Source organism: Pedobacter changchengzhani (genome assembly GCF_004354365.1).
In the GTDB taxonomy this organism is placed as follows: Bacteria; Bacteroidota; Bacteroidia; order Sphingobacteriales; family Sphingobacteriaceae; genus Pedobacter; species Pedobacter changchengzhani.
Genome location: NZ_SJCY01000011.1, coordinates 89,980 through 114,678 on the forward strand (window position 1 = coordinate 89,980; position 24,699 = coordinate 114,678).

General features: G+C 34.1%; 24 protein-coding genes and 1 pseudogene. 4 read left to right on the forward strand and 21 right to left on the reverse strand.

Annotated elements, in window-relative coordinates; all coding sequences use genetic code 11:
• Window position 1: 1 nt before the first annotated feature.
• From EZJ43_RS14465 to EZJ43_RS14575, 21 genes are all read right to left on the reverse strand, one after another.
• Window positions 2–1,141, reverse strand: a complete 1,140-nt coding sequence (locus tag EZJ43_RS14465) for an acyltransferase family protein (RefSeq protein ID WP_133263427.1) — start codon at window positions 1,139–1,141, stop codon at window positions 2–4.
• 28 nt (window positions 1,142–1,169) lie between these two features.
• Complete coding sequence (locus tag EZJ43_RS14470) at window positions 1,170–2,087, reverse strand: hypothetical protein (protein ID WP_133263428.1); 918 nt, start codon at window positions 2,085–2,087, stop codon at window positions 1,170–1,172.
• Window positions 2,063–2,941 (reverse strand): alpha-1,2-fucosyltransferase, encoded by an 879-nt coding sequence (locus EZJ43_RS14475; protein WP_133263429.1) that lies wholly within the window; start codon window positions 2,939–2,941, stop codon window positions 2,063–2,065. Before EZJ43_RS14475 ends, EZJ43_RS14470 begins: the two co-directional genes overlap by 25 nt.
• Window positions 2,938–3,732 (reverse strand): DUF268 domain-containing protein, encoded by a 795-nt coding sequence (locus EZJ43_RS14480; RefSeq protein ID WP_133263430.1) that lies wholly within the window; start codon window positions 3,730–3,732, stop codon window positions 2,938–2,940. Before EZJ43_RS14480 ends, EZJ43_RS14475 begins: the two co-directional genes overlap by 4 nt.
• Window positions 3,733–4,491 carry a glycosyltransferase family 2 protein gene (locus EZJ43_RS14485; RefSeq protein ID WP_133263431.1) on the reverse strand — a complete coding sequence of 253 codons (759 nt, stop codon included), beginning with the start codon at window positions 4,489–4,491 and terminating at the stop codon, window positions 3,733–3,735.
• The gene (locus EZJ43_RS14490) at window positions 4,484–5,137 is read right to left on the reverse strand and encodes a class I SAM-dependent methyltransferase (RefSeq protein ID WP_133263432.1); all 654 of its coding nucleotides are present in this window, start codon (window positions 5,135–5,137) and stop codon (window positions 4,484–4,486) included. The genes EZJ43_RS14485 and EZJ43_RS14490 overlap by 8 nt, the downstream gene beginning before the upstream one ends.
• Window positions 5,134–6,024, reverse strand: a complete 891-nt coding sequence (locus EZJ43_RS14495; RefSeq protein ID WP_133263433.1) for a glycosyltransferase — start codon at window positions 6,022–6,024, stop codon at window positions 5,134–5,136. Before EZJ43_RS14495 ends, EZJ43_RS14490 begins: the two co-directional genes overlap by 4 nt.
• A complete protein-coding gene (locus tag EZJ43_RS14500; RefSeq protein ID WP_133263434.1) occupies window positions 6,021–6,848 on the reverse strand; it encodes a glycosyltransferase family 2 protein in 828 nt (275 codons plus the stop codon). The genes EZJ43_RS14495 and EZJ43_RS14500 overlap by 4 nt, the downstream gene beginning before the upstream one ends.
• Window positions 6,841–7,656 (reverse strand): DUF5672 family protein, encoded by an 816-nt coding sequence (locus tag EZJ43_RS14505; protein WP_133263435.1) that lies wholly within the window; start codon window positions 7,654–7,656, stop codon window positions 6,841–6,843. Before EZJ43_RS14505 ends, EZJ43_RS14500 begins: the two co-directional genes overlap by 8 nt.
• Window positions 7,653–8,516, reverse strand: a complete 864-nt coding sequence (locus EZJ43_RS14510) for a glycosyltransferase family 2 protein (protein ID WP_133263436.1) — start codon at window positions 8,514–8,516, stop codon at window positions 7,653–7,655. The genes EZJ43_RS14505 and EZJ43_RS14510 overlap by 4 nt, the downstream gene beginning before the upstream one ends.
• Entirely contained in the window at window positions 8,509–9,357 is an 849-nt protein-coding gene (locus tag EZJ43_RS14515; protein WP_133263437.1) for a class I SAM-dependent methyltransferase, read from the reverse strand. Before EZJ43_RS14515 ends, EZJ43_RS14510 begins: the two co-directional genes overlap by 8 nt.
• A 3-nt stretch (window positions 9,358–9,360) precedes the next feature.
• A complete protein-coding gene (locus EZJ43_RS14520) occupies window positions 9,361–10,005 on the reverse strand; it encodes a CmcI family methyltransferase (protein WP_133263438.1) in 645 nt (214 codons plus the stop codon).
• 96 nt (window positions 10,006–10,101) lie between these two features.
• Entirely contained in the window at window positions 10,102–11,391 is a 1,290-nt protein-coding gene (locus EZJ43_RS14525) for an ABC transporter ATP-binding protein (RefSeq protein ID WP_133263439.1), read from the reverse strand.
• The gene (locus tag EZJ43_RS14530; RefSeq protein ID WP_133263440.1) at window positions 11,391–12,524 is read right to left on the reverse strand and encodes an acyltransferase family protein; all 1,134 of its coding nucleotides are present in this window, start codon (window positions 12,522–12,524) and stop codon (window positions 11,391–11,393) included. Before EZJ43_RS14530 ends, EZJ43_RS14525 begins: the two co-directional genes overlap by 1 nt.
• Window positions 12,525–12,534: 10 nt before the next feature.
• Window positions 12,535–13,389 (reverse strand): ABC transporter permease, encoded by an 855-nt coding sequence (locus EZJ43_RS14535; protein WP_133263441.1) that lies wholly within the window; start codon window positions 13,387–13,389, stop codon window positions 12,535–12,537.
• 283 nt (window positions 13,390–13,672) lie between these two features.
• On the reverse strand, window positions 13,673–14,803 hold the full coding sequence (locus tag EZJ43_RS14540) for a glycosyltransferase family 4 protein (protein WP_133263442.1): 1,131 nt from the start codon (window positions 14,801–14,803) through the stop codon (window positions 13,673–13,675).
• A gap of 44 nt (window positions 14,804–14,847) precedes the next feature.
• Window positions 14,848–16,650, reverse strand: a complete 1,803-nt coding sequence (gene asnB, locus EZJ43_RS14545; RefSeq protein ID WP_133263443.1) for an asparagine synthase (glutamine-hydrolyzing) — start codon at window positions 16,648–16,650, stop codon at window positions 14,848–14,850.
• A gap of 342 nt (window positions 16,651–16,992) precedes the next feature.
• Window positions 16,993–17,349: a four helix bundle protein gene (locus EZJ43_RS14555; protein ID WP_133263444.1), complete on the reverse strand. Its 357-nt coding sequence runs from the start codon at window positions 17,347–17,349 to the stop codon at window positions 16,993–16,995.
• Window positions 17,350–17,837: 488 nt separating this feature from the next.
• Complete coding sequence (locus EZJ43_RS14565) at window positions 17,838–18,344, reverse strand: UpxY family transcription antiterminator (RefSeq protein WP_133263445.1); 507 nt, start codon at window positions 18,342–18,344, stop codon at window positions 17,838–17,840.
• Between the two features lie 137 nt (window positions 18,345–18,481).
• Window positions 18,482–20,866: a GumC family protein gene (locus EZJ43_RS14570; protein ID WP_133263446.1), complete on the reverse strand. Its 2,385-nt coding sequence runs from the start codon at window positions 20,864–20,866 to the stop codon at window positions 18,482–18,484.
• 2 nt (window positions 20,867–20,868) lie between these two features.
• A complete protein-coding gene (locus tag EZJ43_RS14575; protein ID WP_133263447.1) occupies window positions 20,869–21,678 on the reverse strand; it encodes a polysaccharide biosynthesis/export family protein in 810 nt (269 codons plus the stop codon).
• A gap of 285 nt (window positions 21,679–21,963) precedes the next feature.
• Here EZJ43_RS14575 and EZJ43_RS14580 point away from each other — a divergent pair, with 285 nt between their 5' ends.
• The 4 genes and pseudogenes from EZJ43_RS14580 to EZJ43_RS14595 form a co-directional block, all read left to right on the forward strand.
• Window positions 21,964–22,302: a hypothetical protein gene (locus EZJ43_RS14580; RefSeq protein ID WP_133263448.1), complete on the forward strand. Its 339-nt coding sequence runs from the start codon at window positions 21,964–21,966 to the stop codon at window positions 22,300–22,302.
• Window positions 22,303–22,500: 198 nt separating this feature from the next.
• Window positions 22,501–23,373, forward strand: coding sequence for a succinate--CoA ligase subunit alpha (gene sucD, locus EZJ43_RS14585; RefSeq protein ID WP_133263449.1), 873 nt, complete (start codon window positions 22,501–22,503; stop codon window positions 23,371–23,373).
• 666 nt (window positions 23,374–24,039) lie between these two features.
• Window positions 24,040–24,432 carry a GxxExxY protein gene (locus EZJ43_RS14590; RefSeq protein WP_133263450.1) on the forward strand — a complete coding sequence of 131 codons (393 nt, stop codon included), beginning with the start codon at window positions 24,040–24,042 and terminating at the stop codon, window positions 24,430–24,432.
• 70 nt (window positions 24,433–24,502) lie between these two features.
• Window positions 24,503–24,699 (forward strand): annotated as a pseudogene (locus EZJ43_RS14595) (IS256 family transposase); the annotation flags it as partial.

Below are 24,699 nucleotides of genomic sequence, written 5' to 3' on the forward strand. Positions count from 1 at the left end.
ACTAATATTTAATATTGATATTCTCAATATGCTTTGTTATATTATTACTGTCTGTATAGCTAAAATATCGTTTCAATTTTGTGAAACTAGATTCTAAATATTTAAATGATATATAGGACACAAAAAAAACAATTGCCAATTGGATTAAATATGCTGGCGGTGGATAAGTTAATATTCTTAATGTGCGAGGGGAAAAATTGGAATAATGATTAATATAATCTATAAACTCTAAATAGTATCTTGGTGTAATGAAATGATACAAATAAATACCATAACTGATTTTCCCAATGGTAATTAATAATCTATTTTCAAAGATAAATTTTGTTACAGTGTTATATTTCTCTTTGGTTACATAGAGGATAAGGTTAACGGCAATGATTGAATTTATCAATCTAATTAACACCAATTTATGACCAAATTGGCTAATCATAAAAAAAAGAATTGCAAAAGGAAGGGCAAATGTAATAATACGTTGAATTTTAACATTTGGATAGATTTGTAGATAGCTCGCTAAGGCGCCAATCGAAAATGCTGTAAAACAAGTAGGTGTGAGCACATAAAAAATAGCACCATAAAAATAATGTATTGCCAAGCTACTAATAATGCCTACTGCTAGGAAAGCTAAAATGGTTTTTAAAATTTTATTTTGAGGACAGAGAATTATAACCCATGGCCAAATTATATAGAATTGTTCCTCGACAGCAAGTGACCAAGTATGGGAAATACTATCCCAAATATTTGTTTGAAATATAAAAATATTTGAAGTATAAGTGAGATAATAAGGTAAATGATTCCTTACTCCTTGGTCTCCCAATAAAAACACGATAAGAATTAAAATGTAGTAAACGGGAAATATTCGCAATGATCTACGTATATAAAATGATTTGATAATTTTCATTTTATTTATTCCATTAGATTCTAAATTCGCGTTAAGTAAAATCTTAGTAATTAGAAATCCGCTAAGCACAAAAAAAAGATCTACACCAAAATTGCCGTCGGGCAGTATTTTTTGGTATATAGCTGTAAATGTTACTGAGCTAAATTGATGTGGGCCCCAGTGTGTAATAATCACAAAGAAAACAGCAAAAGCCCTCAAAACATCGAGTCCTTTATAATATTTGATGTTATTTACAGCAATCAATTTTTATAATTAAAATAACCAACTTCATTTACCTCAATAATTTTCTTGCCAATTGATATAATGGGATCACGATAATTTTCACCAACCAATCGCTTAAATTTACAGGCAGTAATAATTTGTAATGTAGCTTTAAACGAACGGAATCAAATAACCAAGGTTTTTTATTATAATTCCCACTACCTACATGAAGTATTTTTGGACTGTATTCGCCTATTGGTAACCAGAATTTATAATTTGTAGCGTTGGCGATATTATTAAAAACGGGCGGAAACTTAAATATATTAAGTTGATTTTTATACTCCCATTGAGCCAAATCACCCCAAATTTTACCATCGTCTGCTAATGGATCTACCCTAAATTTAGACAAGGCTATCGATAAAATTGGCTCATCATACATGGTGTTTTCATTGTGCTGAAATTTTCGGCCTGAAAGATAAAGTTCATTCGCATAATCGAAGATATCTTTACCTATTTTATTTTTTATGAGGTAATAAAAGGCGCCACAATATCTTACCATATAATTTAAATCAAATTCTTTACAGGCAGATTCAACATCTTCATCTACAAAAATACCATCCGTAACCTTTAAACCAATTACATTTACTGTTTGCTTATTGAACAAAGAAAATAGGTTGCTTATACTTCCATAAATTAAAGAGTCTGCGTCAATAAAAATGGATTCATCTGTTGGAGCAATGTCTAAAAGATGAAGTTTGAATTCTAAACCTGGACCAAGAATGTTTTGACTAACTATTGTTTTGTTTACCCAAGTCAAATCCCAAGGTAAACTGAAATCTTTATTAGAAATTATGCTAAATGGAATTGAAGTACCATTGTGAAAACGGTACGACCGAGCTAAAGCGAAAGCAAGCGCCAAGTACTTTTTACCACTTGCAAAAGTAAAGAAAGATTTTTTAAGGGTTAAATTACTGGTATCTGAATCCAATTTTGTGGATATATTTGGTTTGGGTATTCAACTTCTGTTAGAAAACCTAGATAATATTTGGGGCAATACACTATTTTTTCCTTGTTATTTAAATAGGCAGCCCACCAACTAAATGAGCTATTTGCAATTACACAAATATCTGCATTTTGCATAAGCTGGAAATCAATAATCTCATTTTCTTGAGAAAGATATTTGTTTTCCAGATAACCGAATTCTTTACCAATAGATAAAATATCATCAGAGATGAAAATGTAAAAATTTTCTGAATTATGAATCTTTTTGATAACACTATGGTAATAACTCATCGGCAAAGTTAAGTCAGCAGAACCTAGGTTTAAATATCCAAAAGCCGATTGATAATCTGTTCGTCTAATATGAATCGTAACAACTTTTTTTTTATTATTTAACCAATTGAACTTATGATCAAATGCCTTTAAATATTTTTTTTTGATTTGAAATAGCGTTAATATTTCTTTACTATGCGTTTGGAAATATTGTTCTGATTGAAAATAACCTTCATAAATAGTATTATCATTTATTAACTTAAGTGCTACTTTTGGGTTGTCACGATTATCGACTACGACAGTATGTTTCAGTTTCGTTTTAATCAGTAAAGTTGTAAAAATCCTTCTTAAATAATGCGAGAAAATTAATTTAAACCCATCATAATCGAAGAAGAATAAGTCTAGATAATAGAACGTATTCTTATCTAATATAAAATATTTATACAGTAAAATAGGAGAGCCCTTTTTTAATAAAATGAAATTGGTGTTTAATCGTTTATGTGAACTGTAAATAAAGGCATATTCAAATAGAAGATTTCCTAAACCTCCAGCTAATGCAACTGCTATCATTTTTTAGTAAACCAGAAACACCCACAACCCCACGCTTGAGCATTAACTTCGCTTTTTGTTGCATTTAAAATTAGGCCTTTATCTTCATAGTCATCAGGTACGAGACTAAATTCAACAATTTCTAAAGATGGAAAAGTCTCAATGATATCTTCATACTGATAGATGCGATGTGCGTTAAATTCTATTCTCCGAAAACCGACTGGTACCACAAAGAGTAAATTTCCAGCAGGTGCCAAAACTCTTGCAAGTTCTTTCATTGCTTTGATGTCTCCATCATAATCTATCGGATCGCCATACCTGCCCAAGCCGATATGCTCTACCGTGTGCATGCAAGAAATTGATTCAACAGAATTATCTGCGAACGGAAGGGCCATCAAATCTGCTTTTCCCATTGCCAACTCACTTAGTTGGATTTTTGCCGGCCGATAATCATAAAATCTTACTGGAATAAAGGCTGAAACAATACTACAAAAACTCACTGTACTTGAAATATCGATGTGAAATGCTGGTCTTGTTTTGGCAAGAATTCTTGCTGCCCATGCTGGGTGATAAATATAGTGGGGGTCAAAGGAAGTATTTGAAGTCTTGTCATTAAGAAAAGGAATTAATCTTTCTATTTTTAAGGATCTAGAAGAAAGTAACTGTTCTTTCTCAAATTTTTCTAATTCACTATAAAAGACAATCTTTTTTTTCTCTTCGAATATTTGAGCTTTATATTTTGACCGAATTTTTTTAAAGTTGAGCAATTTGAATAAACGAATAGCAAAGTTAGTTGCGTAATTTAGTTTCATTTATTTGAGGCTTAAAAGATGTTTAAATTTAAAATAAAACAGCTTAGTCTTGTATTTAAGATATGAATCTCGCTTCCATTTGTAATTAAAATAGAGTTGCGGCAGGCGAGTATATCTAAAATATTCCTTTTTGCTCAAGGACTGAGATGTAACCGCATTTAGATGTGAAACGATTGAGCTGGTGATTAGTGTATTTTTAATTCCATGCATTTTCAATGTTTTTAAATAATCCGCATCTGCATACCAGAATTCAAATTTTTCATCTAAAAAACCTATTGTATCAAATAGGGACCTTTTAACCATAAAGCACCAACCAGAAAATAACGTTTCGTAACCATCAATCAAACCGCTATTCATTTTAAATTTTCCATTTTTGTGCATAATTGGGCAGAACGTACTAGCACTTAGAAGTTCTGAATCATCTTTCATTGCCTTAAGAATTTCTGATGCCCAATTTGGATGGAAAAGCAAGTCGTTATTACACAGGCATATATATTCGTTATTCGTATTTTTTATTCCGATGTTTAAATACCTGTGAAAACCAAATTTCACGTCAGGATAAATTGTTTCTGAATGTTCGAATTGATATGGTTTTAAATTCTGATTAGACTCAATAACCACGATATTGAACTTGATTTCTTTCTGCTCTTCAGATTCAACACAGGTGGAAATGGTTTGTTCAGTCAGTTTTTTAAGCTCATCATTTTTAGCATAGCTAAGTATAATAATATCTATAACTAATGGATTTTCGCTATTCATTTTTTGTAGCAACTATCGCATATTGTGGGTAATGCATGTCGTCTATTGATTTTAGCAGAAAGAAATTTAGAATTTCTAAATACTTAAAAGTGTGTCGATTAATTCCTTCTACTGTTTTAACAATGTAATTGCTTTCTTCAAAAAGCCTAATCATACTTTTTTTTGTAAAAAACCGAAGATGCGTTTTATCCATGACGCCCGCATCAAGGTATTTAAAGTCTTTATGTCTTAACAGAGAAATTATAGCTGGGTAAAACCTAATATTAGGAATTGAAGCAATTATACAACCTGTGGGCGATAAATACTTTGTTGCAAGTAATAATGCTTCCTCTGGCTGTGCTAAATGCTCAAGCACATCATTAAAAAATATACAATCGAATTGTTTGTTGGCAGGTATATCTGTCTCATTATCAAATGGCCCATGATATACCTTATCTAATTTAGTACTTGCAATCTTTGCCGAATTTTCACCTGGCTCTACACCCCAAACTTCACATTTGTAAAGCTCTTTTAGCATTTGTCCAAAATTACCACCAGCACAACCAATATCTAAAATTGAAGTAAAAGTTTTGGGTAAAAATTTCAGCAGTTCTGGTCTGGTATGGCTGTAATAAGAAATATTTTTTTTATCGTACAGTTCTTTCATGATATTTTAAAGGCGGTAATGGTACTTTTTATGTATTTTAATAAAAAATAAGCTGTTTCCTTATACGCTGAAATACCAAACTTACTTTGAAAAATTTCTTTTAAAGCTAAATTATAACTGTATTTAGGAGAATAATTATTAGCAATTAATATCTGAGAAAACTCTTTTAGGGTTTTAAACTCTGTATCTAACATTTCAGTTTTAGTTAATTTTACAACTTGTACTGGTAATGTTTTTTTCCATTTTTTTTTTAGCGCAAGGGCATTCTTAATCCATTGGTCATTTACATCTCCCATAGAGATATGCTCGATATGGATATCGAAAACACAATATAGTTCATACTTTAATTTAAAAATTTGTAAGCAGATATCAATATCATAAATGTGATAACCTTTAAAATTATCACTATCAAACTTAATTTTATCGAATATAGATTTTCTAATGCATAACCATATTCCATCAAGTACAGCAACCGGTTTAGAAACGGCTTCGATGCCATCGCTAATTTTCGTTGATAATCTTAAACTGCTGTTTTCTTTTACAAGTAATTGTTGGTTAATTAAATCGCCTCCCCACCAAGATCCAGGCATATTTGGCGCATAAGGGCTTCCTGCAATACCAATGGCGCCAATATTTTGGTTATCGAAATGACGATCAACCTTAACACCCCAATTCTGAGTATGAAATAAAATATCATCGTGCATAAAGCACAAAATGGAACCGTTACTTTTTGATACACCAATATTGTAAGCCTCGAAAATACTCAGTTTATTAGCAGAGTTGTCAATTGCAATAATTTCATATTCAGTTCCGATAGTCTTCTCAATATTAGTTTTTAGCGTTTCGTTAATCTTTGCCGTTCGGCTACAAATTATAATCGAAATCATTTTAATAAGGATTGAACTTTCAGTTTTGAATAAATCATTAAGCAGTAAACTCTCATCATTGGTGCTACTTTACTATTTCTATTTAATGCCGCTTCTTTAATGTAATATCTAACTTTAGCAAATTCTATTTTATGAATGTGTTTGCCAAAATAATTGATGAAATTATAAATTTTATCTTGTTCAAATTTTTCGTCTTTTAACGTTGTGCTCGAACCTCCAACATTAAAATTGGCAACGATTTGGTCAATGTACTGAAGCTCAAATTTAGAGATGGCTCTCAGATTAAAATCATGATCTGCAAAGAGTTGATAATTGATATTGTATTTCCCGATTTGATCAAAAACACTTTTATGGTAGAATATAGCCTGATGTGGAATGTTGTGAACCAATAAACGTTTTAAGTCAAATTCGCCACCGTAGATTGTATTATTTTTTACCAAATGGCTGTTACCTTTCATTTTTACATTGCCGTAAATTATCCTAGCATCAGAATTTACAATTTCCTTTGCAATAGTGTGTAAAACTTCATTGTCAAATAAAGTATCATCACTGCCCAAAAAGTATAAATATTCGCCCTTTGCTAATGATATTCCCTTGTTCATAGCATCGTAAATTCCTTCGTCCATTGCTGATGAAATGGTTAATGCGATTTTATTCTCAAATTCTTTTGCATTTAGAATTGTTTCATCGGTAGATAGTCCATCTATAATGATTACTTCAAAAGCTTTAAAAGTTTGTATGGATATTGATTCCAAACATGCTTCAATGGTTTTTCCTGAGTTGTAGGTTGGAATAATGATAGAAATCAACCTGATCTCATTCATTTTCCTCTTTTACTTTGATAAATTGCATCCAAAAATCTTTGTGGTATCTTTCCCAAGCGTGGCAACCAAAGGGTAATATGTTATTGTTTTCCTTATAAAGCTGAGGCGCTTTTACTTCCATTGCGAACTTAGAAGCCGTGCGCTCATTTGGTAGCCTAAAGTTTTTAAACGACCTAGAAACAATTTGTCCCCAAAAAATATCCTCGCCAGAATTAAAGTTGTTAAAAAGATAAAATGTATTATTCCTAAAAGTAAAATTGGACACAACATGAAGTAAACTTCTAAACGTTAATCCTCTGTTTTTAAAAGTTTCTTTCATCATTTCTACGGGTGAGTTTACATAAGAAAATGAATAGAGAACCTTTAAGTGACTTTTTACTTTTCTTAGTGAAAACCCACCGTTGCCGACACCTATAAATTTTGAATCTGAATTTGCATTGTGCAAATCTTCATACCATGGTGCACCGATGTAGTCATAATTTTGGCTACACCAATACTGTAATTCATCATTAAATACCCATGCGTCCAGCTCATAAAATAAAATAAAATCAAAACTGCTGAATAATTTATAGAGTAATGGGTTGGTTTTTAATTTATTAAAATTTCGATAAGTTGAAAGCCATTTAGGGTTTATGGCAACATGGCTTATATTTGGTGCGACTGGTAAATAAGCACCAATGTCCATTCCTTTTGGAAAAATCAATACAATTTTATAGTTGTTAAGTTTTTTCCAGCATTGTTCTAGTGAAGCTAACTCTGATTCTTGAGGATCTGGTTTATGTATGATAATTAATATAGCACTTGTCATATTGCAAATCTTATGTAAAAGGTGGCTATATCTATTGTTGATTTAATTCGAGCTTTTATATCCAGCCCATTGTTTCCCCATATTTTTGATAACCACATCTTAATTGTTTGATGTAGTTCTCGCCTAGGTAGCTTTATCGTTTTTGGATTCAGCAGGCTTAATAGTTTAGTACCTTCAGTAATCCAGAGCCCATTCTTGAATGCTGAATTTGAAATATTGTCATGATACCATCTGAAATTGTTAAGTATTTTTTCAGTATAATATAAATTTGATTCACTTAAAATTTGGATGTAGAAAAGCCAATCACCGCAGGATCTGAATTTCCATAATTGACTTGTATACTTTTTTGCGAGATTAGTTTTTATGAGTGCTGAACTTACATTCTGAATAGTGTTATAATACAACAATGTTATTATTTCTTTATTTCCTAATGCAAATCTCGATTTCAAATGCAGAGAGAGACTGATACCAATTTCATTTTTATCATTTATCCAATTAGAGTTACAGAAGGCTATTCCAATGTCTTTCTGAGTAGTAAAACATTCTAGCAAAGTTTCTATGAAAAAAATATCTGCAAAATCGTCACTTTCAGCAATCCAAATGTATTCACCTTTGGCTAAACTAATTCCCTTTTCCCATTGCTTGAACGCGGAACCGCTATTCCTCGTGTTATAAACAATCTCTTTTACTTTTGAATTACCTCTATATCTTTCAATAATATTCTTACTGTTGTCTGTAGAACAATCATCCAAAATTATAATTTCAAAATCTTGGTAAGTTTGAGTGATTACTGAGTCAATCCGTTGTTCGAGAAACTTTGCATGATTATAGTTTGGAATAATTACAGTGACTTTAGGCATTAAATTTACTTTTAAAGAAACTCAATGGTCTTAAAAGCACATTGCCAATTCTATAGCTCCAAGATTGTTTTATTTTTGATACTGCACTTTCAATTTTCTGATGAGTATCTTGTATGCTTAACGAATTAATCATTTTAGAATCAAATAAGCTAATTCCTAAAAGAGGTAATTCACCATTAGTCGCTATTGAGATAACGTAAATATGCGTTTTTTCTGAGATCTCTTTCACTATCGAATAATCTCCTACATATTCTGAGAAGTTCATCTTTAAATTATTATTGTAAATAATAGAGCCTTGTATCATTTTTTGAAAATAGAAAGAAGCATTTTTGAAATGTCGCTTTAATAGGAAATTGAATTCTTCAAAATAAAGTTCTCTAACATGGTGCGGATTGATATTTCCTGTTTGGTCTGTATAGGTAAGTTTATCTGGTGATGAAATTATTAGTAATCCTTTGGGCTTTAGAACTCTTTTTATTTCAAGCATCATTTGTTCATGTTGATCATGATGCTCTATAGTTTCGAAACTGACAACTACATCAATGCTTTGATTTTCAAGCGGAATGGCAGATGTTGAACCACAGCTAAACTTTAGGTTAGATTTTAGATACTTTTTTTGAGCCTTATCAATAGTGATTGGTGATATATCTACACCATGAACGTATTTTGCACTTTCAGCCAATAAATTACTACCGTACCCCTCACCGCAAGCGATATCCAAAACAACCTTATTTTTAGTTAGTTCAATTGCGATTGCATATCGATGGAGGTGCTCTATTGTATTTTCGTTAAAAATATAAGTTTCTAAGCGTTCTCCTGTCCATATTTCTTCCGATTCCATATACTACTTAATTTTTTTTAAGAATCCGTTGGTATTAAAAGTTGCATTAATTCCAAATAAATCGCACCAATATCTATCGATAATGTACGAATCATTCTCTTGTATAAATTCTTTTATTGCTTTATTTGGACCACCGTTATATTCTTTTTTCCAACCCAACTTATCTAAAATTCCATCTTCTACTATAAAATATGATTCTTTTGTAACAAACTTTGAAAATTTATTTAGTGTTGCCTTGACATCTTCATAAGTATGAGACCCATCCTCAATTATTAGAACCGTACTGAATGAGCTGATAAGGTTAATATCATAGTTCTGGAAACCACTACCAAAAAATTTTATCCTAGGATGTGACTTAGCGGCTTCATCTCTTAAATCCACAATATCTATAGTATGTAGTTCTCCATTTCCACTAAGTTCAAGCAGGTCTGCGAGATACATGGAAGAACCACCTTTATTTGTTCCAATTTCTATAATCAAGTCTGGCTTAATCTGAAATACTAACATTTGATAAATTACATAATCAAATGGACATTTTATCATTGGAACATTTTTATACGCTAGTTTGTGATGCCCCTGCTCAATTGACTTAATGTCAAATTTGACTGTATCAGTATAGTTGAATTTATTTTTGCCAAATGAAATCATATTTTTTGTTGCTGTAATAATTACTTACTTATTTTATAATATCTCTTTAAAATTTAGTTCAAAATATTTTGTGCAGAATCTCAACTCATTAAATGATTAAATCTTGGTTATTGACCATTCTAGCAGAGGTCTGACGATGCCGGGTAGACTTCCAACATAATGACCTCTTGTAGGATTATCATTTGTTTGATCTACCATATTAAAGACGATTACATCCATTTCATGTAAATGTATTACAAATGGATTTTGCGTTAAAATCGCAGCTCCGATTATAATATTTCCTTCTGAGAATAAATTTTTTGGCAACCAAGCAACAACTTCGTAAGTACCTATTTGCTTAGGCTTGTTATTGGAATCTAAATATTCATGAGCATCGAATATGTTTACACCATTTCCATTGAAAAAATTAAATGCTGAATGAAATATGTATCCTTCCGTAAAAACTTGATATTTCATGGAAATACCTACTGATTCAGTAATGTCAAAAAATTCCTTATTTACATAATTAGCATCATGTGCTTTGACAGATATTAATTCTACTAAACTATTTTTTGGCGCATCCCTATGAGACCAAGTTCGTGTTGACGTAGTACCAGAATCAGATCTCAAATAGGAATCAATAACCTTAGATGACTGATCGTACGATTGTATTCGTCCATTCTTCAAAAGTATACCTTTCTCGCAAAGTCTTGTTATGGAATCCATGTTATGGCTCACAAAAAGTACCGTCCTCCCTTCACCTTTGCTCACATCATTCATTTTTCCCAAGCATTTCTTTTGAAACTCTGCATCGCCAACAGCTAAAACTTCATCTACAATTAAGATTTCACTTTCCAAATGTGCCGCAACTGCAAATGCCAAACGCACATACATACCAGAAGAATAGCGTTTCACTGGCGTATCGAGGTAGCGTTCTATACCTGCAAAATCTACAATCTCCTCCAATTTACGTTGGATTTCTTTTATGCGCATGCCTAAAATAGCACCATTTAAAAAAATGTTTTCTCTACCGCTTAATTCTGGGTGGAAACCTGTCCCAACTTCTAGTAAGCTGGCTATTCTACCTCTTCCCGAGATTTTGCCCGTGGTAGGAGCGGTTACTTTACTTAATATTTTTAATAAAGTGCTTTTACCGGCACCATTTCTGCCAATAATGCCCACGGCATCGCCTTGTTCAATTTCGAAGTTGATGTCTTTTAAACTCCAAACTAAGTCGCTTGAGCTTTTGCTCCGTTGGTCATTAGTTTCGCCAATTTTTAAAAAAGGATCTTCTTTTCCACGTATACTGGCATACCAGCGCTCTAAGTCTTTGCTTATTGTGCCGGTGCCAATTTGGCCAAGCTGGTAGGCTTTGGAGAGGTTTTCTGCTTTTATTGCCAAATTCATTAAGTGTCGCGAAGCAATTTGTTTTTAAGATTTAAAAAATATTTTTCAAAAAAATAATATGATACTAATGCCGCCAAAACTGCAAATATTATATTTATTGGAAACCAAACGTAAACCGACCAATTCGGATAAATCCCTAAAGGAAATAAAAACAGCTGTTGCCATATATATAAACTATAAGAGATTGTCCCTAGCTTTATAAAAAGCTGGGTGTTTAGTACTTTAAATAGAAAATGATCATGTTTAACTATTGTAGCTATTATAAGATACATTATTGAAAAATTTGCTACTAACTCTCCTAATGTTAAATTAAATTTTCCAAAAATGCCTAAAGATAACGAATATGCGTAAACGCATAAAAATATAAAGGCAATTATTGCCATCACTTTTGTAATTATCAGTCTTTTAAATATATGTTTATTGAAAATAAGAAAGGCGCTCAATGACCCAGTGAAAATTGATGTTGCTGAATTAAAAAATGGTTGCAGAAGTAAGTAATTTAACGAAGGAAATTTATAGGTTAATGGCTTTAAAATAGGAGATAAACAAATAATTATTATACAAATATAAATTGCATATTTATTTAGTCTAAAAATAAACGGCCATAACATATAAAATTGTTCTTCAACTGAGAGTGTCCATGTGTGTACAAGAACCCAAGATGATGGAAAAAAACCAAAGTTTGTAACATATAAGGCTGGTCCCAAGAAGCCTATAGAATTAAGTCCAAAATCAAACTTATTATTTAGAATAAAAACTATTAGCAAGTATAGGTAAAGTACGGGCAGAATTCTCAGGCCTCTTTTTATGAAAAAATTTTTGACATTAATTGAACCATATTTTATCTTTTCTTTTATCAGTAGACTTGTAATTAAAAAACCACTTAATACGAAAAATATTTTTACGCCAAGTAATCCACTGAAGAAAATTTTAGCAATTATATAATAACCAGAATCCGGTGAACTTGAGGAACCAGCATGGCCTAAAACCACTAGTGTTATAGCTATAGCTCTCCAACCATCCAATGACGGGTAATATTTTTTGTTTAAAAAATCTGGTGTTGTTAATGGGTAACTTAATAATTGATTAACTGTATTAATTTTTTCCTCGATTTTAGCTATTGATGTATGCATAAATTTATCCCTACACTGTATCCACAAAAGTTCGTTCCACTTTATTAAACACTACAATACCAACAACCATCAAAAGCGCCGTAATCCCACTCACATAACCCAAGCTTCCCCAGCTGAAACTACCTTGGCCTAAAAAGCCATATCTAAAGGTTTCAATAATTGGCGTCATTGGGTTAAACTCGATAAGCCAAGCATATTTTGGATATTTTGTTAGGGCGATGGATAAAGGATAGATTACTGGCGTGGCATACATTAAAAGCTGTACACCAAAACCGACTAAAAATGCTAAATCTCTGTATTTGGTGGTCATGGCAGAAATAATCATACCAGTACCTAAGCCCAACAGCGCCATTAATAAAACTAAGAGCGGAAAGAGCGAAATGGCCCAAGTTATTTGAAAATGTGCACCCGAAAAGTAATAATAGGCCATGAAGAACACGAATAGGAGCATTTGTATGCCGAATCGGACCAAGTTGCTGACTACGATACTTAAAGGCATAATTAACCGAGGGAAATATACTTTTCCGAAAATGCCTGCATTATCTCTAAATACGGTTGATGTTTTGGTTAAACAATCAGAAAAGTAGTTCCAAGCCGTAATACCGGCCATGTAGAACAACGGTTTTGGCAAACCATCAGTAGAGATTCCAGCCAGATTGCCGAAAATGAATGTAAAAATAATGGTGGTGAATAGGGGTTGGATAAAGAACCATAGCGGACCTAAAATGGTTTGTTTGTAGAAGGAAACAAAATCCCTTCGCACCAATAGACCCAATAGATCGCGATAAGCCCAAACCTCGTTTAACTTAAGGTCGAATAGTGAAGATTTGGAATTAATTTCCCATTCTTGATTGTCTGTGTTCATATGGTTTCAATAACTACTCCCTCTCCTTCAGGGTACGCGTCCCGACTTCTCGGGAGGGTTGGGGAGGGGCTCCAATCGTGTTCGTCTTGGTTCATTTATATTTTTAGTTTCTTAATAATGTTATGGAAGCTAATTTTATCTCTCCGCCATTCCGACAGAGCACTTGTTTTTGGTACGAATGATTAGTTAAAGCTTAAGAGTTGTCAGTCTGAGCTTAGTCAAAGACCTTTCACTAGTAATAAAATAACAAAATGATTGTCCTTCGACTCCGCTCAGGATTACATCATTTTGGGGTTCCACTCCTTAATAACGCCAATACCTTATCTAGATAGGCTTTATAACTAAAATTTGCCAAACATTTTTGTTGTAAAACTATGCTTAAGGCATGGCTTTTACCTTTTGTTAAGCTTTTTTCTATTGCACTGATCAATTCTGATGAAGATTCTGGATTGATCAACAAACCAAGGTCCCCATTTAGTAAAGCATCGGTACTGCCGTCTTGATTTCCTGCAATCACAGGACATCCGCAAGCGGTGGCTTCTATAAAAACGATTCCAAAGCCTTCTTTTTTACTTGGCATGATAAAAAGGTCGGCAAGTAAAAAGTAATCAGAAAGTTCATCATCTGGGATAAAGCTGACCAATGATACATGTTTTTCTAAACCATCTCTGCTAATCATTTTTGTAATTCTCGCTTTTTCTTTTACATCATATTTCCCTGCCAATAAATACTTAAGATTAGGAAAGCTTATCAGTAAATCTTTCAAAGTTTCAATCACCATATCATACCCTTTATAAAGTTCTGATGAGCACAAACGTGTAACGGTTAACAGTACAGGTTGCTGATTATTTATTTGATGTCTTTCTAATAAATAGGCAGGTTTTTCGAATTTAGTTGGGAGCTTAAAATATGGATCTAGACAATTATTGAGTACGTGTATTGATTTTCGGTCAATATTATGGGTATTTATTAAAATATTTGCGGTATGATGGCTTACTGCCCATATTTCAACATTTTTTTGTATAAATTTCTTTTTCCAATTTCTAAGTTCTCTCCAAACCTCTATGCCATGTGCTAAAAGGATAATTCGTTTTTTAGGTTTAAAAAATTTGATTAGCATTGCAATAAAGAGCAAATTGATGTGGCTTAGTAAAATAACCTCATGATGCAAACCTTTTGCGAAAGCTGATACTCCAAAAAGTATTTTATTGCCTCCAAAGCCCGAGAATTTATCTGGCGTGCAGTACCTGCTATCTAAATTTTCATTTTTATCGCAAAGCGAAACCATCTCGAAAGTTGTTTCCTTTACACCGTTACTTGGATGATGATGGTCGTAGAGCACCTTTGCAAGTGTTCTGCTTACTTTCTCGATACCGCCAGTTGAGCTAAATGTTTTAAGGGTTAATAAAAGCATCTTTCAAAAAAATTAAGTTTCATTAATTATTTGTGATGATTTTTTCAAAGTTCTTTCTTGTTTATCAAGCGGATAGCCAATGACTTTGCCCAATGTAATTGTCCAGCTTGATAAGCACTTAAAATTTCTTTTTCGTGTTTATTTTGAGGATCTTTCTTTATGTCCTTTTTGTTTTGTTTTAACCAAATCTCAAAAGGAAAGGTAAAACCCATTTTGGGTCTATTCCATATTATTTCTGGAATCATATTTTCAAACGCATCAATAAGTAATGCTTTTTTGGGTGATTTGTTAAATACCAAATTACTTTTGCAATGTTGCATCAGTTTGATTAAATCTTGATCCAAAAATGGCAAACGCACCTCAATACCGTGCTGCATACTCATCATATCGGTATCTTTAAGCAATTGATTTTGCATGTAAATGTTCATTTCCATCCAGCTTGCTTTTTCTTTTGAATTAAGTGTTACAGGCGCATGGATTTTGATCTTTTGCAGAACTTCATCCACATGATTTAGAGAACAATTTAACAGCGCACTAATATCTCGTGGACTAAATATTCCCCTTAGAAAAAGATATTGGCCAATGGTGTTTTTATAGCTGAGGTAATAAGCCCGTTTTAAAAGTTCATTTTTGAAATGATAGCCTTTCTTTAAAAGAAATTTTGGCAGTTTGCATAGTGTATCAACAATTGCCATTCTATTAAAAGATGGATAACCGCCAAATAATTCATCGGCACCTATGCCAGATAATACTGCTTTTAATCCTTCTTTCTTAGCAAAGTAATTTACAAACCACGAGTTTACCCCATCCGTAGTGGGTTGATCCATTGCATTTAATGCACGTTCAAAATTTGAATCGAAAATCTCTTTCGTAATTAGATATTCGGAGTGTTTTCCGCCGATTTTATCAACTATAATATCTTGATATTTTTTTTCAGAGAATTTCGCTTCTTTAAAGTTTATAGATAGTGTGTTTAAATCTTCTATTTTTCCTTCATCAGTTTTAACCTCGTTTGCCAGTACAGAAAGAACACTGCTGTCGATTCCACCACTCAAAAAAACGCCAATTTTGGCATCTGATAGTAAATGGTTTTTTACCGAATTTTTTAAACAATTACGTACCGCTACAATTGCTTCTGCTCGATTTGTAATCTGCTTAACTGTGTTTGTACTCGAATAATTTTCTAGAATATAAGAATTGCTTTTATGTTTCCACTTTAGATAATGCTGTTTTGGCAACATCTTGATTTCAGAATATGTTGTAAATGGCTCTGGGATATGACCGAAGGCTAAGAAATAAATTTTCCAATCGGGATTTTCCGTGTACTCATAATCAACTGCTTCAAATGCCTTAACTTCTGACGCGAACACCAAACTGTTATTTACATTGCTGTAATAAAGTGGTTTTATTGCAGATTTATCTCTAACTAAATAAGTTGTGTTTTCGCATTTGTCGTAAAGGGCAAAGGCAAACATTCCGTTAAACTTGTTAAAACTTTCAATTCCCCAAGCTTTGTAACTCGCTAAAATAACTTCGGTGTCGGTTTGTGTGTTGAATAAAAAACCTTGTTCTACTAATTCTTGCTTCAGTTCTAAATAATTATAAATTTCTCCGTTAAAAGTAATCACCAGCTCGTCGTTATTGTAAAACATGGGTTGGTGACCATTTTTGGATAAATCAATCAATGCTAACCTTCTGTGACCAAAAGCAAAATTTTCTGTTTCATTAATATAGAAGCCTTCATCATCAGGGCCACCATGAGCCATAACGTCACACATAATTTTTACATCATGCAGTAGTTTTGCTTCATCTTGAGTTTTATTTATAATTCCAGCTATACGGCACAAAGGAGGTTGAGGATAAGGTTGAGGTTTAGGTTGAGATTGAGATTGAGGTTAAGGTTGAGATTGAGGTTGAGATTGACGTTGAGGTTAAGGTTGAGATTGAGGTTAAGGTCTAGGGCTAGGTTAAGGTTGAGTGCTCAGCCTCGGTCTCAGCCTCGGTCTCAGCCTTGGTCTCAGCCTTGGTCTCGGTCTCAGCCTCGGTCTCGGTCTCAGCCTCGGTCTCGGTCCCGGTCTCAGCCTCGGTCTCCGGTCTCGTCCTCGGTCTCAGCCTCGGTCTCAGCCTCAGTCTCAGTCTCAGCCTCAGCCTCGGTCTCAGTCTTAGCCTCTGTTATCTCTCAGCCTTATTTATCCTCTCAAGCTTTTTATTAATTTATTTAATTCGTGATGAATTTGTTCGTTGCTTTTTAATAAGTTGTTAACGGTCTCTTCACTAAAGTAGCCTACTGCTTTACCATAGATTAATTGATTTTTCGATTCTAAGAGTGAACCTCGAGACATCACGTAAAATCGCTTCTTATCTAAATTCGTTTCTCTACCAAATCCTTCTGCTAAGTTATCCGACACTGAAACAGATGACCTTCTAATTTGAGATGTTAAAGCATAGTCCTCTTGCTTAGGCAGTTTAATAGTCAAATTAAATATTTCTACTGCGTAATCCATCGAAATTTTCCATACAGGCATGTCGGTGAAGTCGTAATACATTTTTTATCTCTAAGGTTGAGGTTGAGGTTGGGGTTGAGGTTAAGGTTAAGGTTGAGGTCGAGGTTAAGGTTAAGGTTGAGGTTGAGGTTAAGGTTAAGGTTGAGGTTGAGGTTAAGGTCGAGGTTAAGGTTAAGGTTAAGGTTAAGGTTGAGGTTAAGGTTGAGGTTAAAGTTTAGTACTCGGTCTCGGTCTCGGTCTCGGTCTCAGTCTCAGTCTCAGCCTCGGTCTCGGTCTCCCACAGCTTCGCCCTTTCAGTCCCATTTCTTTGAAAAAATAAGCCTGATTATTATGTTTCGATTCTGCTAACTTAGCTAGCACTGAGTTAGTTTGTCCTACTGTTTTGTACCGCCTTAAATTCTATGGCAATGTAACCGTTTGATCAGCTTATTTAGTAGGGACTAAAATACTATTTAAATGCAGGTGCAATTGCCTGCAAATAAGGCGAACTTACAAAAATTAAGGCAGGTTTTTTGAAGATTTTGACTTTTTTAGTCTTTTAATGATTCTATAAATGCCATTGATGTATTGATGTTTATAGAAAGTCCCATATTTTCTAAACGTAGTATGATGCGTTGTTTGTTGTATAGGGATACAGCTTCAGCAATCATTCCTTTAAATGGCCCTGCTTTTATCAATACTTTTTCGCCCGGCTGAATGTCAAATTCGAAAACTTCCAAATCCGAATCGTTTGCTAGCAATAATTTTAAATCTTCTATCTGTCGTTGGGGCATTGATGCCACTTTGCCAGCGAAATAAATAAACCTAGCAATGCCGTTTGTAATCAATACTTCTCCATATTCTTTGGTTGAGATATAAACGAATAAATAAGATTTTATTAAAGGCTCCTCAACTATTTTTTTGCGATCGCTCCACTGTTTTAAGGTTTTTTTTAAGGGTAGGTAGGCAATAATATTTTTGCGCAGAAGTTCGTCGTATGCCTTTTTCTCAAATCGTGATTTTGTGCACACTGGGTACCAATTGTAGGTATTGTCCATTTTTCGTTTAGTAGTTTGTTGTTTATTTGTTTAGTCGTTTTTCGTTGAATCGTTGAGGATTTTAATCTCTATACCTTCCCGCTTCCTCATCTTAACGCTTTAACGCCTCCACGCGTAACCACCTCCTAGCTTTTTTTTCAAAATTCCCACCATTTTTTAACCTCATCTTCATAATACGTCCTATCTCCATAACCACTATAATTAGAGTAGTAATAAGTTCCAGATCCACTTTGGGTATAATTACTGGTATGAATGTTCGAGTGTAATAACTCGTTCGAAAACGAATTTAATATAATGGCTATATTATTTAAAGCATATTCTTTAGATAGTCTTTCGGGTACTGATGCAGCGCCAAATTTTGACACCCCAGAGCGGATAATAAAAAGATTTACATCTGCTTGGTTAATTATCGGAACAGAATCAGACACTAAACCAACCGGGGCAGTATCTAAAATGATATATTCGTATCTTTTTTTCAAGTCTTGCAAAAGCAATTTCATTTTATTGCTATGAAGTAATTCTGAAGGATTTGGTGGCACAGGACCCGAGGTTATATAATCAAAATTGTAAGCGTTATCTCGATTTATAATTTCATCTAAGTCAGACTGCGCAGATAAATAAGTACTCAATCCTTTCGAATTATCAGCATCAAGAACATGGTGTAATTTAGATCTTCTTAAATCTGCAGCAATCAGAATCACCTTTTTATCTATTATACTAAGCGTGCCAGCTAAATTTAATGCTACAAAAGATTTGCCTTCACCAGAAATTTCTGAAGTGATACAAATTGTTTTATTTTCTTTATCCGAAGCTAAAAAACTCAGGTTTGTACGCACCGATCTTACCGATTCTGCAAAAATGGATTTGGGTTTTTCGAGCGCTAATATTTTTTGAATGTCACCAATTTTGCCCTTATCATACTTTAATATCACACCCAGAATTGGAATACTCGTTAAACCTTCTACAGTTTCCACATCGTAAATGTATGGGTTGATTAACCTAACTAAAACGATCAGGCCCAAGCCAGCCAGAATACCACCGATTAAATAAGATGAATAAATTTGGCCCGCTACGGGAGAAATAGGGTTGAACGATGGTTGCGCTTCGTTAATGATATTGGCTCCTGCCGTAACGGCTGCAGATGTAATTTGAGCCGCTAGTTTTTTCTCAAACAACAAAGAAAACATTCTTTGGTTGATATTATAATTATTCTGAAGTTTAGCGAAATCGTTCTCCTTAGCAGGAAGCTGACTTAACGAACCACCTACCTTATTTAATTCACTGTTGATTAGGTTGATGGTTTTTTGATTCTTTTGTTTTAGCGAATTGATATTTGCATTAATAAGCTGTTTTATTTCTGCTATTTGATTATCTAACTGCTTAATAGGAGCGGCATCCTCATTAAATTGGGTCAACTTTAATTCCCTATTGGCGATAGCGCCGTTTAATTGGCCAATCAATGCTGGCAATCCAGAACTTGCGATGCCATCAATATCTAAACTTAATCTAATTTTTTCCTTGTTTGCTTTAATTTGCTGTTCTAATTGTTCGATGGAAAACTTTTGAAATGCTAAATCTGTACGCTGCGTTTGAAGGGAAGTGAGCTTGCCAATGTTAAATTGTTTATCCGTTGCCGGATCTCCAACAGTACTTTCTGACGTAAAATTCGATAGCTTTTTTCCAGCTTGATCTACTTGTTTATTTAAAAAATCTATTTGACTATCCAAATAAGCAATGGTTTGCTTCGCTGATCTTTTTTTCTGTTCGGCGTCGTTAATAATATATTCCTTAACAATGGCATTTAAAATATCCGACGAAAACACTGGGTTAACATCAGTATGATTAATGTTCATGATATTACTATACTTTTCGGCTTCAAAAATGTTCAATCCACCTACAGCACGTCCATAAAAATCTGATTTGGTATTAAATTTAAAGCTGTAACTCCCTACATTCGGTATCGGGCTTTTGATGCTAAACAACATGTTGCCTAACGCAATATTTTGGTTATATTTAAATTTTAGCTTCTTTTCTGGCTGATCAGTAGATGTTAAGCTAAAGCTGTCTTTGTCTATAGGTTCTACAGCGTAAGTTGCCCGACTAAAATTGACACTATCTTGCGAAATAACGATAACTTTAAATGGTACTGATGGGTAAAGTTCGCTAGTTAAAACCCTTCCCTTTAAATAATAAGAAATTTTATAATCTAAATGCTCAATTGCTCTGTTAATAACATTTTGAGAACGCATTACCGTTGCTTCAGTTTGTATATTACTTTGATAAAAGCGGCTATAACTGCGCATACTTGGGTCAGTTGCCGCATCAGATGGAGATTCATCTAATTTTAAAGAAGCACCAGTGGTGTATGTAGGCGGTATGGTGCGGATATAAAGCCAAGCCACAACTAAACTAATAACTGCGCAACCTAAAACCCAATACCATCTACTTAGAAAAATCCTAATAACCTTCCAATAGTTTAACTGCTGATTAACAAGAACACTTTTAATGGGTTGAGTATCCATAACTATTTTGTAATGGTTAGTATAAGCAATGCAACATTTACAATTACCAAAATAGGCTGTACGAAACTGCTGATGGATTGCATTTTTTCATTAAATGCAGCCGATTTTGTGGTTTGCAGATAGATGATGTCGTTATTTTGCAGAATTAATTTTTTGCTGGCTAAACTGTTAATGTTGTTTAGGTTTACATATATAATCTCAGGATTAGCCCTATCTCCACGGATGATTTTTAAGCTCTTTGGGTCTGCCGTTTTATTTATTCCTCCAGCTTCTCCCAAAATGTCAATTAAAGTGGTGTTGTCTTTCTCTAATAAAAAATTCCCTTGCCTGGCAAACTCGCCCAATAAAGTAACTTTCAAATTAACCACGCTTACCTCTATAATTGGATCTTTTAATAGCTTTTCTTTATAAATCTCTTGTAGTTTCGCTGCAGCTTCTCGTCTGGTTAAGCCTATTACGGCAACTTTTCCTATTGCTGGCAAATCTACTTGTCCGTCTAAATCTACCGCAAAAGATTGTGCAGCAGATGCTGTTCCTCCAGTTGAACCACCACCTCCAGAAGATGAAGTACTGCCAACCGCTCCAAACTCAGGATTTTGAACGTTTCGCACGGCCAACAAATCGTTTGGTTTAATTCGGTAGTATAAATCTCCCAACCCTTGATCATTTACAACGTAAACCTGTTTTAAGGTGTCTGTAATAATATCAGTCGGAGCATTAAACAACGCTTTCTCTCTGCGAACAGAGCAGGATGACAACAAAATGATTGCAATTAATGGAATGAACAGTATAAATGATTTATTGTTAGGCATATTTTGAGGCAATTTTAATAATATTTTCCTTTATTTTTCTAAAGTAAAGGAAATGTATTCATTTTTATTTGGTCTTTGGCAACTCCAAAAATACATCTTTATTAGGTTAAAATAGGTGTTATTTTAAATAAACGAATGGCCTGGCGTTCATCAATTGCTAAATTTGTTTTGTAAAGGAGGTCGAAGCGCGCTCGTGTTTCACCATAATCAATTGATAAACTGATGGATACTTATTTTTTTATCAATTATTAACCATATATTAGTGCCTGATTAATACTAAAGCTTATGAAAAAGTTAGGTTTAATCATCCCGTTCTCAATAATATTTTTTTTCATCCCCAACAAAGTATTTTCGGAAATTGGTTGTTTAGTAGGTAACTCTCTGCTAACCAATCAAGTTCCCAGTTCAGGTTTGTATTATGGCACACCCAGCTATCCTTCTGCACCAGGTTGCAACTGGGTTTTAGTAAGGGTAATAGGCGGATGTGCTTTTGGAGGGCGCGGATACATAAAAGGAGATTATGAAATGCAATGTCCGTTGGACGATTACATTCCTGCCTTACTATTATTAATAGGTGGAATAGGCTTTGTCCACATCAGAAAAACAAAGTTTTGCAATGCTTAATGGGGTATTGATTAATTAACTAACTTTTAAGTTATTGACTGGCGCATAATTTTAGGATTATAATTAGTTGCTAGCGAAAATGATTGCTCGGTAATTGTTTTAATCCACATCATCCATAAAAGCCTAAATTCAAAATAATATCCTTTTAGGTTTGAATTGCAAGGCTAAAATATTAGATTTGCACAAAATAATTGATACATGAGCGTTTTAGTAAATAAAGATTCTAAGGTTATCGTACAAGGTTTTACCGGAAACGAAGGCACTTACCATGCAGAGCAAATGTTGGCGTACGGTACAAATGTTGTTGGTGGTGTTACGCCAGGAAAAGGTGGGCAGTCACATTTGGATAAGCCTGTGTTTAATACAGTTGCAGATGCTGTAGAAAAAACAGGGGCCGATGTATCGATCATATTTGTGCCACCAGCTTTTGCTGCCGATGCAATTATGGAAGCTGCCGAAGGTGGTATCAAAGTTATTGTTTGTATTACTGAAGGCATTCCAACAAAGGATATGATTCAGGTTAAGGAATATATTTCTGATCGCGATGTTACGCTGATTGGCCCAAATTGCCCAGGTATTATCACTGCAGATGAAGCTAAAATTGGTATCATGCCAGGCTTTATCTTCAAAAAAGGTCATGTAGGCGTGGTTTCAAAATCAGGAACTTTAACTTACGAAGCCGTTGATCAGGTTGTTAAAGCTGGTTTGGGTATTACCACAGCAATCGGAATTGGTGGCGATCCAATTATTGGAACACCAACTGTCGAAGCGATAAAATTATTAATGAACGATCCAGATACGCACGGAATCATCATGATTGGTGAAATTGGTGGTGGAATGGAAGCTGAAGCTGCACGTTGGATAAAAGAACATGGCACTAAGCCTGTTGTTGGTTTTATAGCTGGTCAAACTGCTCCTGCTGGACGTAGAATGGGCCACGCTGGTGCAATTGTTGGTGGTGCGGACGATACAGCTGCTGCAAAAATGAAAATTATGCGCGAATGTGGTATTCGTGTGGTAGAAAGTCCTGCTGAAATCGGTGCTGCAATGGCAGAAGAATTAGCAAAATAATATTTATTTAATTTAGATAAAGAAAGCGCTTCGAGAAATCGAGGCGCTTTTTTTGTTTTATGAGCCGGCAAGGAAGCAAGGAAAAAAAACGGAGCGTTTAAAAAGCTGTGTTGCTGGATTATCTGCCACGGAAACACGGAATTCACGGAAAAGAAACGGAGCGTTTAAAAAGGTCTGTTGCTGAATTATCTGCCACGGAAACACGGAATGCACGGAAAAGAAACGGAGCGTTTGGAGGGGTGTGTTGCTGAATTATCTGCCACGGAAACACGGAATTCACGGAAAAGAAACGGAGCGTTTGGAGGGGTGTGTTGCTGGATTATCTGCCACGGAAACACGGAATTCACGGAAGAGAAACGGAGCGTTTAAAAAGGTGTGTTGCCGGATTATCTGCCACGGAAACACGGAATTCACGGAAAAGAAACGGAGCGTTTAAAAAGGTGTGTTGCTGGATTATCTGCCACGGAAACACGGAATTCACGGAAAAGAAACGGAGCGTTTAAAAAGGTGTGTTGCCGGATTATCTGCCACGGAAATACGGAATTCATGGAAAAGAAACGTAGCGTTTAAAAAGGTGTGTTGCTGGATTATCTGCCACGGAAACACGGAATTCACGGAAATTAAAATAAATAAAAAATGCGTTAACTTAGGTTTAAATTTATCAATATGGATTATTCGATAAGGGAAAACAATTTTCCCTATAAAAATGAAACTTATTTAATCATAAATGCAGCTATAGAAGTTCATAAAACTTTAGGTTGTGGGTTTTTGGAAATTGTTTATAAAGATGCGCTTGTTATCGAGTTGGAAAGTAGAGGCCATTTTTTCGAAAGAGAAAAGTATTATCCTGTCTATTATAAAGGAATTTTATTACGTCATAGTTTTAACGCTGATTTTGTCGTTTTTGATTCTGTTATACTCGAAATTAAATCAAAAAGTGGAATCGCAAATGAAGATTTAGCTCAGTCGATTAATTATTTAAAGTGTTCGGGTTGTAGTGTTGGCTTAATTTTGAACTTTGGGAAACCGACTCTGGAAATCAGAAGGGTAGTTCTTTGATATATTTAATATCATGGGAGTATGTACCACGAACTGTGTCAAAGCGTTAAACCTTTAAACACAATTAGCGATGAGAACAGGAGAAGATTTTGATTTTGAGAGCTTCAAAAACGAAGCAATGGCTGGGCTAAGTTCCGGCGAAAAGATGACTGGAAGTGATGGTGTTTTGGCACCTATGATGAAGCATTTTTTAGAGTCTATGATGGCTGGGGAATTGAACCATCACTTATCTGAGAGTAAGCTCAATGGTTTTGCAAACAGAAAGAA